This is a genomic window from uncultured Winogradskyella sp. (genome assembly GCF_947496485.1).
Lineage (GTDB): Bacteria > Bacteroidota > Bacteroidia > Flavobacteriales > Flavobacteriaceae > Winogradskyella.
This window is the reverse complement of record NZ_CANMCZ010000001.1, coordinates 1,340,349-1,354,502: the sequence shown is the minus strand read 5'-3', so window position 1 is coordinate 1,354,502 and position 14,154 is coordinate 1,340,349. Positions and strand designations below refer to the sequence as shown.

15 protein-coding genes and 1 tRNA gene are annotated in these 14,154 nt (G+C 31.9%); 10 read left to right on the top strand and 6 right to left on the bottom strand.

Annotated features, from left to right (window positions below; all coding sequences use genetic code 11):
* Together Q0822_RS05765 and rpiB are read right to left on the bottom strand one after the other, a co-directional pair.
* Positions 1-915, bottom strand: coding sequence for a cation diffusion facilitator family transporter (locus Q0822_RS05765; RefSeq protein WP_299121319.1), 915 nt, complete (start codon positions 913-915; stop codon positions 1-3).
* A gap of 3 nt (positions 916-918) precedes the next feature.
* The gene (rpiB, locus tag Q0822_RS05760) at positions 919-1,353 is read right to left on the bottom strand and encodes a ribose 5-phosphate isomerase B (protein ID WP_299121316.1); all 435 of its coding nucleotides are present in this window, start codon (positions 1,351-1,353) and stop codon (positions 919-921) included.
* A gap of 603 nt (positions 1,354-1,956) precedes the next feature.
* Here rpiB and Q0822_RS05755 point away from each other — a divergent pair.
* The 7 genes from Q0822_RS05755 to Q0822_RS05725 all read left to right on the top strand — a co-directional run bounded on the left by Q0822_RS05755 (position 1,957) and on the right by Q0822_RS05725 (position 8,676).
* On the top strand, positions 1,957-3,621 hold the full coding sequence (locus tag Q0822_RS05755) for a T9SS type A sorting domain-containing protein (RefSeq protein ID WP_299121313.1): 1,665 nt from the start codon (positions 1,957-1,959) through the stop codon (positions 3,619-3,621).
* Between the two features lie 192 nt (positions 3,622-3,813).
* Positions 3,814-6,015: a ribonuclease R gene (gene rnr / locus Q0822_RS05750; protein ID WP_299121311.1), complete on the top strand. Its 2,202-nt coding sequence runs from the start codon at positions 3,814-3,816 to the stop codon at positions 6,013-6,015.
* 134 nt (positions 6,016-6,149) lie between these two features.
* Complete coding sequence (locus Q0822_RS05745) at positions 6,150-6,401, top strand: hypothetical protein (protein ID WP_299121309.1); 252 nt, start codon at positions 6,150-6,152, stop codon at positions 6,399-6,401.
* Entirely contained in the window at positions 6,398-6,697 is a 300-nt protein-coding gene (locus Q0822_RS05740; RefSeq protein WP_299121307.1) for a heavy metal-binding domain-containing protein, read from the top strand. The genes Q0822_RS05745 and Q0822_RS05740 overlap by 4 nt, the downstream gene beginning before the upstream one ends.
* 56 nt (positions 6,698-6,753) lie before the next feature.
* Positions 6,754-7,437: a LysE family transporter gene (locus tag Q0822_RS05735; RefSeq protein ID WP_299121304.1), complete on the top strand. Its 684-nt coding sequence runs from the start codon at positions 6,754-6,756 to the stop codon at positions 7,435-7,437.
* A gap of 26 nt (positions 7,438-7,463) precedes the next feature.
* Entirely contained in the window at positions 7,464-8,120 is a 657-nt protein-coding gene (locus Q0822_RS05730; protein WP_299121299.1) for a hypothetical protein, read from the top strand.
* A 31-nt stretch (positions 8,121-8,151) separates the two neighbouring features.
* A complete protein-coding gene (locus tag Q0822_RS05725; protein WP_299121296.1) occupies positions 8,152-8,676 on the top strand; it encodes a hypothetical protein in 525 nt (174 codons plus the stop codon).
* Positions 8,677-8,721: 45 nt separating this feature from the next.
* Here Q0822_RS05725 and Q0822_RS05720 read toward each other — a convergent pair.
* A tRNA-Cys gene (locus Q0822_RS05720) sits at positions 8,722-8,792 on the bottom strand.
* 50 nt (positions 8,793-8,842) lie between these two features.
* Positions 8,843-9,205: a dihydroneopterin aldolase gene (folB, locus tag Q0822_RS05715; protein WP_299121293.1), complete on the bottom strand. Its 363-nt coding sequence runs from the start codon at positions 9,203-9,205 to the stop codon at positions 8,843-8,845.
* Between the two features lie 65 nt (positions 9,206-9,270).
* Here folB and Q0822_RS05710 point away from each other — a divergent pair, with 65 nt between their 5' ends.
* Positions 9,271-11,268 carry a glutamine--tRNA ligase/YqeY domain fusion protein gene (locus Q0822_RS05710; protein WP_299121291.1) on the top strand — a complete coding sequence of 666 codons (1,998 nt, stop codon included), beginning with the start codon at positions 9,271-9,273 and terminating at the stop codon, positions 11,266-11,268.
* Between the two features lie 124 nt (positions 11,269-11,392).
* Positions 11,393-11,875 (top strand): DUF1761 domain-containing protein, encoded by a 483-nt coding sequence (locus Q0822_RS05705; protein WP_299121289.1) that lies wholly within the window; start codon positions 11,393-11,395, stop codon positions 11,873-11,875.
* A gap of 51 nt (positions 11,876-11,926) precedes the next feature.
* Here the strand turns inward: Q0822_RS05705 and Q0822_RS05700 are convergent, their stop codons facing one another.
* Positions 11,927-12,451, bottom strand: a complete 525-nt coding sequence (locus tag Q0822_RS05700) for a hypothetical protein (RefSeq protein ID WP_299121287.1) — start codon at positions 12,449-12,451, stop codon at positions 11,927-11,929.
* The gene (locus Q0822_RS05695; RefSeq protein ID WP_299121284.1) at positions 12,435-13,373 is read right to left on the bottom strand and encodes an SPFH domain-containing protein; all 939 of its coding nucleotides are present in this window, start codon (positions 13,371-13,373) and stop codon (positions 12,435-12,437) included. The genes Q0822_RS05700 and Q0822_RS05695 overlap by 17 nt, the downstream gene beginning before the upstream one ends.
* Before the next feature lie 95 nt (positions 13,374-13,468).
* Between Q0822_RS05695 and Q0822_RS05690 the strand changes: the two genes are divergently transcribed.
* A complete protein-coding gene (locus tag Q0822_RS05690; protein WP_299121281.1) occupies positions 13,469-14,146 on the top strand; it encodes a hypothetical protein in 678 nt (225 codons plus the stop codon).
* Positions 14,147-14,154 lie beyond the last annotated feature (8 nt).

Below are 14,154 nucleotides of genomic sequence, written 5' to 3'. Positions count from 1 at the left end.
TTAATCCTGTACTATAACATCTTTAGCATCACATTTACCAAATTCTGGTTGGATATTGATATGGTTAATTTCAAACTTATGGTAAAGAAGGTCTTCTATTTCATTTAATATATCATCGAATTCAGAGAGCGTAATATCTGTTTCAAAATCTACATGTGCTTCAAAATGAATTTCAGCTTCATTTAGTTGCCAAACATGAATATGATGTACATTTTTAATGTCTTCAAAAGCATTTATTTCTTTTACAATTTCATCCACAGGTATATCATCTGGTGTAAACAGCATTAATACTTTAGTGGACTCTTTTAGTAAATCAAAACCCATCCAAATTAGATATAATGCAATAGCGAAAGTAAGCACACTATCTATCCACCATATCTGATAAAATTTCATTAATAAACCACCAACTAAAACTGCTACGCTCGCCATCATATCAGTAAGTAAATGAAGGTAGGCACTTTTCATATTCATGTTATCTTCAGCATTTTGCTTTAATAATAGTACGCTAAAACCATTCCCTAATATGGCGATTATAGATAGCCAAATCACTAAATTAGATTCTATTTCTTGTGGATTTTTAAAACGTTCTATAGCTTCGATAATAAGAAGTACGGCGACTATGATTAAAGTTGAGGCATTGATAAAAGCTGCTAAAATCTCTGCGCGTTTATATCCGAAAGTTCTACTTAAAGATGCTTTTCGTTTTACTAATTTATTAGCTACATAACTAATAATTAATGATATAACATCACTAAAATTATGAAGCGCATCACTAAGTAATGCTAAACTACCAGAAATTAGTCCACCTACAACTTGAGCAGCTGTAATAATTATATTTAAAACAATTGAAATTAAAAGATTACGACTATTTAGGTCGTGAGAATGTGAATGATTATGAGAATGTGAATGACCCATATATTAACATGATACCGGAATCTTATCTACACGGTTTTGATGACGTCCACCTTCAAATTTGGTTTCTAAAAAAGTATCCACCATTTTTATAGCTTGAGGTATAGAAGTAAAACGCGCTGGAATACAAATAATATTTGCATTATTATGCAGACGCGTTAATTCTGTAATCTCGCTCGTCCAACACACACCAGCTCTAACGTTTTGGTATTTATTTGCCGTCATAGCCACACCATTAGCACTACCACAAATTAATATACCAAAATCTACTTTATTGTCATCAACATCTTTAGCAACAGGATGCACAAAATCTGGATAATCCACACTATCTAAAGTATCAGTTCCATAATTTGTTATCGAATGTCCTTTAGATTCTAAGTGTTTTAGTATTGCTTGTTTGTAATCTGGACCAGCGTGATCGTTTCCTATTGAAATTGTCATCTATTTAATATTTTAAATCGTTTCCGTGTACACGGAAATCTTATTAATTTTACAATTACAAAGTTACAAATAATAAAAGTCGGTTAATAGCTATACTCATTACTTGTTAATAACTGTTTACAAATCTTTAAAACTAAAATTAGGTTTATATCATAATTTTTACAAACCAGATTCAATTTCATTTATCCTAATTTTTTAATCCTTTTTTTGGAGTGATTTTATAAACAGACTTTATATAGAAATGAACAGTTTTTTATAAAAAACATATCAGTTAATTCTATTAACAACGGTTATTAACAACTGTGTATAGAATATTAAATATCCTTTAAAATGAAGCAGTTAAATAAAAAACTAATGTTAACTATATATGAAGTAAATCTGATAACTAACTTCTCAAAACAAAATTCAAAAAAGTTATAGCAACTATTAACAGACTATAATAACCATCATTTTATTTTTAAAATTTTAAAAGAAAAATGATGATATGTATATATGTGTTGATAAGTGTATTTTATGTTATTTTAAATGAAGGTTATCGTAATCATTTAATTGTTAAGTTTTTATTTTTTATATTGTAATATAAGTCTTTAATAATCAGCTGTTATGAAACAACTATTGCTTGTATTAATTTTAATTCCTTCTGTAAGCTTTAGTCAAATACAAATAGGACAAGATATTGATGGAGAAACTGCAGAAGATCGTTCTGGGCATTCAATAAGTTTATCTTCTGATGGCAATATTGTAGCAATTAGCTCTGTACAAAATAATAATTTCTCTGGTCATGTACGTGTTTATAAAAATGAATCAGGTAACTGGGTTCAGATAGGTTCAGATATTGATGGTACAGGCGGTTGGTTTGGTTATTCAGTAAGTTTGTCTTCAGATGGAAGGATTGTAGCTATTGGTGCTGTTAATAGTGATGCTAATGGTTTAGATTCAGGTCATGTAAGTATCTATGAGAATCAATCTAATAATTGGGTTCAGATTGGTTCAAATATAAGTGGAGAATCTTTTTACGACGGCTCAGGAATCTCATTAAGTTTATCTTTTAATGGAAGTATTGTTGCTATTGGAGCTAGAAGTAATAACGGAAATGGAAATGCTTCAGGTCACGTACGTGTGTATAAATACCAAAACAATGTTTGGACGCAGTTAGGAGGTGATATAGACGGAGAAGCAGCTGGTGATTGGTCAGGACATTCAGTAAGCTTGTCTTCCGACGGCAGTATTGTTGCTATTGGGGCAATTCACAATGATGCTTATGGATTACATTCAGGAACTAATCCAGGTCATGTGCGAGTTTATAGAAATATATCTGGTAATTGGGTTCAGATAGGTTCGGATATAGACGGCGAGAATCTTTTTGATAGATCTGGTTGGTCAGTAAGTTTATCATCAGACGGCAGTATTATAGCTATAGGTGCTGAGCAAAATGATGGTAATGGTTATAATTCTGGTCATGTACGAATTTATAAGAATGAATCAGGTAATTGGGTTCAAGTTGGTTCAGATATAGATGGTCAATTAGAAAGAGACCATTTTGGTTATTCTATAAGCTTATCCTCAGAAGGTAACCTTATTGCTATTGGTGGAACATATGATAATCCTATTTGGAATGGTTCATCTGGCATTGTACGAATTTATAAGAATGAATCAGATAATTGGGTTCAGATAGGACCAGATATACATGGTGAAGCAGAATATGATTTGTCAGGTCGGTCAGTAGGCTTATCCTCAAATGGCAGTATTGTTGCTATTGGAGCTACAGGTAATGATAATGCAAATGGTATTAGATCTGGTCATGTTCGTGTTTTTAGTATAGAAGTATTATTAGAAGTAATTGAAGATATTACTGGTAATAATAATGAAGTTAATATTACTGCAAATCAATTAAATAGTATTAATGGAGTAAGTGGTGCAATTGAAGGTATTAATTATAGTATCGCTTTAGATAATGGTATTTTTATAAATGAATATAATCCAACAGCTTCAGAAATCCAGACTATTATAGATCAGGTTAATTTAAATATTACTGAGAATGATATTTTTAGTTTTAACTTCTATCCAAATCCAGCTAAAAATCAATTTACTATTCAATTAAACACTACTGCAGAACTAAGGAATGCAAGTATTTATAATAATCTAGGTCAATTAGTATTAACATCGAAAGAAACCACTATAAATTCTTCAAAATTAGCAGCTGGATTATATGTTGTTCAGATTGAAACTAATAAAGGAAAAGGCTCTAAAAAGTTGATTATAGAATAGAAAATGAAGGATTTATAAAATTAAAAGTGCTGTATTATTTACAGCACTTTTACATTAATTTAACTTAAGCTAAACACTATTAAATAATTAAACCGTAGCTTTGCATAAACTTAATATCTTCACTTCCACCTATATTAAGTTAAAAATGAAGAATTCCTAACACTTTTAGGAAAAGAATATGATTACAAATAAATGACAAAAAAGAAAAAAAGGAGATCATCAAATAATAAGATTTCCAACCTTACAAATACAATCTTAAGTATATTAAAAAAAGACAGAAACCAATCCTTTAACTATAAACAAATTGCTGCTAAACTTGGTGTTAATGATGCTAGTAGCCGCAACCAGATTATAAAAAAACTTCAGCAACTCAAAGCGAAGCAAGAGATAGAAGAAGTTGAACGCGGCAAGTTTAAAGCGATAGTTAATACAGAATACCATACAGGTATTTTAGACCTTTCCTCTAAAGGAAATGGTTATATTATTTCAGACGATTTTGAAGAAGACGTATTTATAGCATCTAATAATATTAATAAAGCTTTAGACGGTGACGAAGTAGAATTTTATGCCTACAGACGTAAACGAAGAGGAAAACAAGAAGGTGAAATTACAAATATTATTAAGCGTGCAAAAACAGAATATGTAGGTACGATTCAAATTCAAGACAAAAAGAACTTTGCTTTTGTAGTTCCAGATAGTTCTAAGATGTACAAAGATATTTTTGTACCCATTAATAAAACTAAAAAAGCTGAAGATGGTGATAAGGTTTTAGTATCATTGACCGATTGGCCAGAAAAGGCAGACTCACCTTATGGTAAGGTTTTAGAAGTTTTAGGAAAACCTGGAGATCATAGTACAGAGATTAATTCTATTATGGCAGAGTATGGCTTACCTATGGATTTTCCTCACGATGTAGAAACGTATGCTAATAACTTAGATATATCAATAAAACCAGAAGAAATTGCTAAGCGCCGAGATATGCGCAAAGATTTAACCTTTACTATAGATCCTAAAGATGCTAAAGATTTTGATGATGCCTTATCGTTTACAGTATTAGATAATGGTCTATATGAAATAGGAATTCATATTGCTGATGTATCGCATTATGTACAACCAGGAACCGTTTTAGATGATGAGGCTTATGAGCGTGCTACTTCTATTTATTTAGTAGATCGTGTGGTACCAATGTTACCAGAGCGTTTATCTAATGGAGCATGTTCACTACGTCCGCATGAAGAGAAGTATACTTTTTCTGCTGTGTTTCAAATGAATGACAAGTGTGAAATTAAAAACGAATGGTTCGGTAGAACTGTAACCTATTCTGACGCACGTTTTGCTTATGAAGAAGCACAAGCTGTAATAGAATCAAAAACTAATGAAATTCCACAAGAAGTTTCATTAACAGGAAAAGCTTACAAAACAGATCAGACCATAGCTGATGCTATTCTAAAAATGGATGAACTCGCTAAAAAAATGCGTTCACAACGTATGCGAGAAGGAGCGATTTCTTTCGATAAGGTGGAGGTAAAATTCAATTTAGATGAAGAAGCAAATCCTGTTGGAGTATTTTTTAAAACCAGTAAAGATGCTAATAAACTGATTGAAGAATTTATGTTATTAGCTAACCGAAAAGTATCTGAATTCGTTGGTAAGCAAAAACCACAAAAAACATTTGTATATCGTGTGCACGATGAGCCAGATGAGTCAAAGCTAGCTCAGTTACAAACTGTTGTAAGTCGTTTTGGACACAAACTTAACTTTAGAGATAAAGGAAGTGTGGCATCATCTTTAAATAATTTACTTAAAGATGTTGTAGGAAAGAAAGAACAGAATTTAGTAGATACACTAACGATTAGGACGATGTCTAAAGCAGAGTATACTACTCATAACATAGGACATTATGGTTTAGCTTTCGATTATTACAGTCATTTTACATCACCAATTAGGCGTTATCCAGATGTAATGGCACATCGCTTATTACAACAATATCTTGATGGAGAAAAATCCGCTAACGAAGATATTTACGAGGATAAATGTAAACACTCTAGTAATATGGAATACCTTGCCACTAAAGCAGAGCGCGATTCTATCAAATACATGCAAATTCGCTTTATGCAAGATCACCAAGATGAGGAATTTTTAGGGGTGATTTCAGGCGTAACAGATTGGGGAATTTATGTAGAAATTATATCTAATAAATGTGAAGGTATGGTAAGTGTAAGAGATATGAAAGATGATCATTACCAGTTTGACCAAGATCAATATGCTATGGTTGGAAGAAAAACAGAAACAACATATCAACTTGGAGATGAGGTTATCGTAAAAGTGAAAAATACAGATTTAGTGAAAAAACATTTAGATTTCTATATGGTTGGAAAGCCAAGTGAAGATTAAATATTATGTTATGCTAAACTGTCAGACTAAGCGTATTCGAATTATAAATGAATAATCTGTTATAGCAAAACAAAAGCTTTTAAAATTTGTAACAATTTTCAATAATTACACTCTAATAATTTAAATATTAAATTATGGAAAGAGATACCTGTAATGCTTGTGGATCCAATAAAATTATGCAAGATGTTAAAATTGTAGATTTTGCACATGGTAACCAGCGCAAAGATTTATCTGTGCATATTCAAAAAACAGATAATATAATTTTTAATAAATTTGAAAAAGGAGCACTTAAAGCTAAAATCTGTGGCTCTTGTGGTAAAGTTGAATTATCTGTAAACAACCCACAAGACCTATGGGAAGCACATCTAAAAAATAAATCACTGTGATATTAACAACTACAAATTCAATAGAAGGTTATAAGATAATTGATTATTTAGGTATTGTTACTGGCGTAGCTATTAATAAAGAAACCTTAGCTATGGGATTTAGTATGTCCAAATACTATACTAAAATACAGGGCAGCATAGAAACTATAAAAGAAGAAGCGTTTCAAAATTTAAGAGATAATGCTTCGAAACTTAAGGCAAATGCAGTTGTAGGAATTAAGGTGGAAGTTGAATTTACAACCAGTAACTATCCTATAGTTTCTGTAACAGGAACCGCAGTAAAAGTTGCTGTTTAAATACATCTGTAAATTCTTATTTGGTTTTATTACATTTGTGTAAACCATAAGTTTACATGTTTGATGATATCTTAACAGCCATTCCTTTTGGAATAATATTAGCCTTCACAATTGGTCCTGTTTTTTTTGTTCTATTAGAAACTAGTGTAACAAAAGGTTTTACAAGTGCTTTAATTTTTGATTTAGGTGTAATCTTAGCTGATATCGTTTTTATTTTAGTAATTTTTAAAAGTACTGATACACTTTTAGATAAAATTAAGGACGATCCTAAACTACTGGTTTTTGGTGGTGTTTTACTTGTTATTTATGGACTAATTAGTTTTATAAAAACCTCAAAATCTTTTCGATCTATTGTAAGAGAACACCATAGAATTGAGCTTCCAAAAAAAGACTACGGCAAACTTTTTATTAAAGGGTTTTTGCTCAACTTTATCAATATTGGTGTTCTCTTGGGATGGTTAGGATTTATAGTTATCGGCACCTCAATCACAACTTCAGAAAACGGAGATGTTATCTTTATTACAACGATGCTAATTTCATATTTAGTAACGGATATTTTTAAGATTGCTGCAGCAAAACGTTTAAGAAGTAAGCTTACACCTAAACGTATATTTAAAACAAAAAAAATTGTAGCGTTGGTTATTCTTGGTTTTGGAGTTGTGCTACTTACCCAAGGATTATTTCCAGAGTTATATGAAAAGAGTAAACAACAGATTGATAAAGTAAATCCATTAGATTAATTTTAGAAAACTTAAAACAAGATTTTATGAAATTTCACTTAAGTATTATTGTATTTGTAATGTTAACTTATTCTGGATATTCACAAGATGAATCAGCTCAATCAAAACATTATGTTTTAGGTGAGTTTGCACCAGGATATATTCTAATGAAAGATGGTTCAAAGCAAACAGGTGTTTTAAATTACAATGCTCTTGCTAATAATTTTGCCTTAAAAAAAGATGATGAGGTATTAGGGCTTTCTTCAACAATAATTACTAAAATAGATACAGTTTATGTAGCGGACAAAAAGTTTTTTAGAAAAGATGACAAGTTTTATGAACTTTTATTAAAATCTGATATAGAATTATATGTTGAGTATAACTGTAATTTATCAACATCAACTGAAGGAAGAAATGGTTATGGTAGTTCTTCACAAACATCTTCCTCTAAAGCATTAACTGCAATAATAAATCAGGGTAATCTTTATAACATAGAGCTTCCAAAGCTGTATAAAGTAACTTTAGATATTGAATATCTCATTAAAAAAGACGATACGCTAACAAGAATTAAAACTGTAAATCAATTTAAAAAAGTTTATACAGATTATAAAAAGGAAATTAAAAAATACAGAAAAGAACATAAAGTTAAAGTTGAATCTCCATTAACAGTCAAAAAGTTTGTAGAATATCTCGAAGGCCTATAAAATCTTTTAGATTAAGTATACTTTGAAAGAAGTGAATAAGAAAATACTAACACTCCCTTTAAGATTAGCACTTGTTATACTAATTATTGGAGCATTATTTAAAGTAATGCACTGGCCATATTCTAAAGAATTAATGTTTTTTAGCGGCATTTCTATTGGTCTAATGTATATAATCAGGTTTTTAAATAAGAAGTCAAAAATAACTTTAGACTATGTGAAGTTAGGCTTGGTTACATTATGGGTAATTAGTTATTTAATAAATGTTTTCCACCTTTATAGTATTCCTTATGTTATAGAAATTTGTTTAATAGTTTTGTTTATATGGTGGTTTGCAGAAGAAGGCATCTTCTATTTTAAAAACAGAAAATTTAAGAAAAAAGGGTTGGTTAAAGTAATTTACTACACCCTCTTATTAATTGGACTGACCGCATTTCTATTTGGTTTGCTTTTTAAAATACAACATTGGCCTTATGGTTCCCTGCTATTCGTGCTAGGAACACTAATGTTATGTATAATTCTAATACTAGATTATTTAGTAATTAAAAAATCGCCTTAAAATTTAAAATAAAAAAGAGATACTTTTTTTGTATCTCTTTTTTTGAGGTGTCGAGCGGATTCGAACCGCTGTAGATGGTGTTGCAGACCACTGCCTAGCCACTCGGCCACGACACCTTATTGCGATGGCAAATGTAAAAAAAATATAGGTTTCTAACTACATTGCTTTACTTTTTTCGCTTTTGAGAGATTTTAATGGTTACCATTTCAACATCACCACCAATCGGAGGATTAATTTTACTAACAGCAACTATTGCTTTACTCACTAATTTATCTTCATTAAAAATTCTGTTCAGTATGCGTTGTGCAACAGTTTCAAGCAATTTTGAAGGTTTAAGCATTTCTTCTCTAACCACCTTATTTAAAAACACATAGTCTACTGTATCATTAAGATTATCCGATTCAGCTGAAGAAGATAAATCAGCTTTTACTTCTAAATCTACTCTATAATCACTACCAATAGCTGTTTCTTCTTTTAAACAACCATGATGCGCAAACATGCGTATATTTTCAACTTTTATAACTCCCAAAGCATTTAGTTTTAAGCAAATATATTACACTAATATTTAATAACTTTGTTGTCTATTTTAATAATATGTCTGAAGAAACAAAATCACTCAATTTTATTGAGCATATCATAGAAGAAGATTTAGAAAACGGCTTAGCAAAAGACAAGCTTCGTTTTCGTTTTCCACCAGAACCCAATGGGTATTTGCACATTGGTCACACCAAGGCTATTGGAATCAGCTTTGGGCTGGGTGAGAAGTACAACGCACCTGTAAATCTTCGTTTCGATGATACCAATCCAATCAAAGAGGAGCAAGAATATGTAGATGCAATTAAACGCGATATCGTTTGGCTAGGTTATCGATGGGAAAACGAATTGTATTCTTCAGATTATTTTCAGAAGCTATACGATTGGGCTGTTAAAATGATAAAAGATGGCAAAGCCTATGTAGACAGCCAATCTTCAGAAGCTATGGCAGAGCAAAAAGGAACTCCTACACAAGTAGGCACAAATAGCCCGTTTAGAAATAGAAGTGTTGAAGAAAATCTAGATTTATTTCAGCGCATGAAAGCTGGTGAATTTGAAGCTGGTACACATGTACTGCGTGCTAAAATTGACATGGAAGACCCAAACATGCTGATGCGCGATCCAATTATGTATCGTATTCTACATGCACATCACCATAGAACAGGAGACGAATGGTGTATATACCCAATGTATGATTGGACACATGGTGAAAGTGATTACCTAGAACAGATTTCACATTCATTATGTTCTTTAGAGTTTAAACCACACAGAAAGCTCTATAATTGGTTTAGAGATCACGTATACGAATACAGCAAGGATAAATACCCCTTGCCACCAAAACAGCGGGAATTTGCACGTTTAAACCTTAGTTATACGATTATGAGTAAGCGTAAATTACTCAAGCTAGTAGAAGAAGGTGTGGTTTCGGGTTGGGATGATCCTCGTATGCCTACAATTTCTGGTCTAAGACGCCGAGGTTACACTCCAAATTCTATCAGGCAGTTTATAGAAAAAGTAGGTGTTGCTAAACGCGAAAATATTATTGATGTATCACTTCTTGAATTCTGTATTCGTGAAGATTTAAACAAGAGCGCAAACCGGGTGATGGCAGTTTTGGATCCAGTTAAAGTGGTGATTACAAATTATCCTGAAGACAAAGAAGAATGGTTAGAAGCAGAAAATAATCCTGAAGATGAATCTGCTGGATTTAGGAAGGTGCCTTTTTCAAGAGAAATTTACATAGAACGAGACGATTTTAAAGAAGAAGCTGGTAACAAGTTTTTTAGATTAAAATTAGGTGGTGAAGTGCGTTTAAAAAATGCCTTTATCATAAAAGCCGAAAACGTTGTTAAGGATAGTAACGGTGAAATAAAAGAAATTCATTGTACTTATGATACCGATACGTCAAAGAAAGTAAAAGGTACGCTGCATTGGGTCTCTACAAAGCATGCAATTAAAGCTGAAATAAGAGAATATGATCGTTTATTTAGTGACGAAGCACCAGATGGTCATGCAGATAAAGATTTCATGGGATTTATAAATCCAAATTCTTTAACGATTAAAACTGGATATTTAGAACCAAGTTTAGTAGATGTTAATGTGGGTGAGCAGTTTCAGTTTCAACGCCTAGGTTATTTTAATGTTGATAATGATTCTAAACCTGGTGCGTTAGTATTTAATAAAACAGTTGGTTTAAGGGATAGTTGGGCCAAACAAAAGGCTAATCCTAAAACCAATAGTCAACCTAAGCCGCAACAGAAGCGATCTGCAATAAGTGTGATTCAACAACTAGGAAAAAAATACACCAACTTGCCTGAAGAAAAGCAATTAAAAGTAAAAGCAGAGATACAAGAATTAGCAAATGATGTTTCTTATGAAGAATTAGAGCCTTTATTTGGGACGGCTTTGAAAAAAGCAGGGACTCGTATCGCTGTATTGATTGCATTAAAACGGTTACTAAAAAATGGTCTAGAACGAAATGATGCTATTGATGATTTTATCAACAAAGCAAAAGACGATAAAAATGAATTATTAGTTGCTGAAGCTTTGGATATTTAGCGGAAAAGTTGATGCTAAATTATCAGTTATAACAGGTCATATTATAAATAAACCAAAACCTCCAAAAAACTAACTTGGAGGTTTTTTTGTACATTGTATTATACTAACTAATAAATCAAAACACATGGAATTTAATTTTTTAGCAGTCTTAGTTGCTGCATTGGTGCCAACGATTGTTGGGTTTTTATGGTATAATCCTATACTTTTTGGTAATGCATGGATGAAAGAAGCGGGTATGACAGAAGAGAAAATAAAAGGAGGAAATATGGTTGTTATTTTTGGCGTGTCATTGCTTCTTGCCATTTTACTTTCGTTCTTTACTCATTTTTTGGTGATTCATCAAATGGGAGCATTAGGAATGGTTGGTACCGAAGTTGAAAATGCGCTACCATCATATGGAGCATTTATGGCAGATTATGGAAACACTCACAGAACATTTGGTCACGGAGCTTTACATGGAGCAATGGCAGGAATCTTTTTTGTCTTACCATTATTTGGGATGAATGGTTTGTTTGAGCGTAAATCCTGGAAATATATTTTTATAAATGCAGGTTATTGGACGTTGACCTTAACCATTATGGGAGCAATAGTTTGCGGATGGGTTTAAAAAACACACTATTAAAAAATAAAAGCCTGAGTTTTAAACTCAGGCTTTTATTTAATCTTCAATTTGTTCTACTTGCACATCATCATCAGGGATGTCTAAATTAGTTTCAAAGTCTGGCAAAACCATATCTAACATCGCCTTATTTTTTAACTGCTTTGCTTCAACAAACCACCAATATCCATCAGTTTCATTATAAATACCTAAAAGATAACTTTTGGATTTAATACGCTGACTGGCCATTTTCATCTGATTGTAACCCTCGATAACACAACGATATTGTCCTTGCTCTTCAACAATTTCCGAAACACTGATAATATCAGCTTTTTCAAAGACAAAGCCTTGAGTTTTCATAGTGTCAAAAGTGCTTTTAAGTAAAGTAAGTGCGGCTTCTTCTCCACCCATCATGTTCACCACTTTTGGAAGTGTATGTTTTAAAACAGTTTTAAAATCCATTTCTAGAGTAGCCTTAGAGGTGATTTTAGCATCACTTAACGCGTCTTCCTTTGTTTGAGAAAATATACTAGCACTTGTTACTAAGAATATTACAAACATTAATTTTTTAAATTGAGTTATCATCTTTTTTGTTTTTTTTAGCGTTCTTCATAGCTTCTCCAATTTGGTTACTGGCGGTAAAACTCGCGACCATATCATTAAGCATTTGACTACCTGCCTGAGGTGAGTTAGGTAATAATATTAAATTACTATTGGTTTCTTGCCCTATAGATTGAAGCGTATCATAATGTTGCGTTACAACAATTAGCGCAGAGGCTTCTTGAGAGTTAATACCAACCTTGTTCAATACTTCTACAGATTCTTCTAAACCACGAGCAATTTCTCGCCTTTGATCAGCAATACCCTGTCCTTGTAGGCGCTTGCTTTCTGCTTCAGCTTTTGCTTTTTCAACAATAAGAATACGTGCTGCGTCACCTTCAAATTGAGCTGCAGTTTTCTCTCTATCTGCGGCATTAATTCTGTTCATTGCCGCTTTTACTTGTGCATCAGGATCTATATCTGTTACCAAGGTTTTAATGATGTCATAACCATATTCCATCATGGCATCGTTTAATTCAGACTTAACAGCGATTGCAATATCATCTTTACGTACAAAAACGTCATCTAATTTCATTTTTGGTACTTCTGCACGTACCACATCAAATACGTAAGATGTAATTTGGTCATGCGGATAATCGAGCTTGTAGAAGGCTTCAAAGACCTTATCTCTTATAACTTTGTATTGTACAGAAACCTTTAAACGAACAAATACATCATCTAATGTTTTGGTTTCTATAATAACGTCTAATTGCTGAATTTTAAGACTTAATTTGCCAGCAATACGATCTACTAATGGAATTTTCAGCTGTAATCCAGAATGACGGATACTTTGAAATTTACCGAAGCGCTCTATAATGGCGGCAGTTTGTTGTTTCACCACAAAGAATGATGAAATTAAAATGATTAATCCAAAAAATATAATTGGAACTAGAATAAATTGACCCATAACACGTTTTTTTAAGGTTAAATATTACGAAACACTAAAAGTAAGTAATATTAAATTATTTTACTTAGGTTTGTTGTAATCAGCTCTGAAATCGCATGAAAAATACAAAACACCTCCTATTAGTAGCTATTTGTATAAGTTTCGTTACACTTAGTTATGCTCAACGTAAGAATTATAAAATTAAAAATGGTATTGGGCTGCAAGGTGGAATTACCCAGTTTGATATTCTTACTGATAATTTTGAAACTAAAAGCAATTCTGGTTTTATTGGTGGAATGGCAGCCTCAGTAGATATTCCACACAGGTGGTACAATGTAAGTTACAACATTCAATTATCTCAGAATCACGTTGACATTAATGCTTCACCACTTGGAAGTCTAACTAATGAATATGTTGAATATAAGATGTTTACGGCCAATATTTCATTTTTATTTCATATAAAACTAATTAGTAATAATTTGACATTGGATGTTGGGCCGATGTTGCAATATAATAGTGAGTTAGAACTTAAGGATGATTCAAAAGAGGGTTATATAATTTCGGGTTATGACAATCTATTATCCGAGGATATAAGGGGAATTTCTAATTTCAATGCCAACGGAGCTGTTGGTTTATCATTGGGAATAAGAAGGTTAAAAGTCCGAGCACAATACATTTATGGCTTTACAAATATCTTAGGCAAATTAAACGACCAAGACCTAGATATTGGAAATAATGATAAGTTTAAAGGAAACCAATCATTATTAGCTTTTACAGCTATGATAACCTTCTAAATTGAACT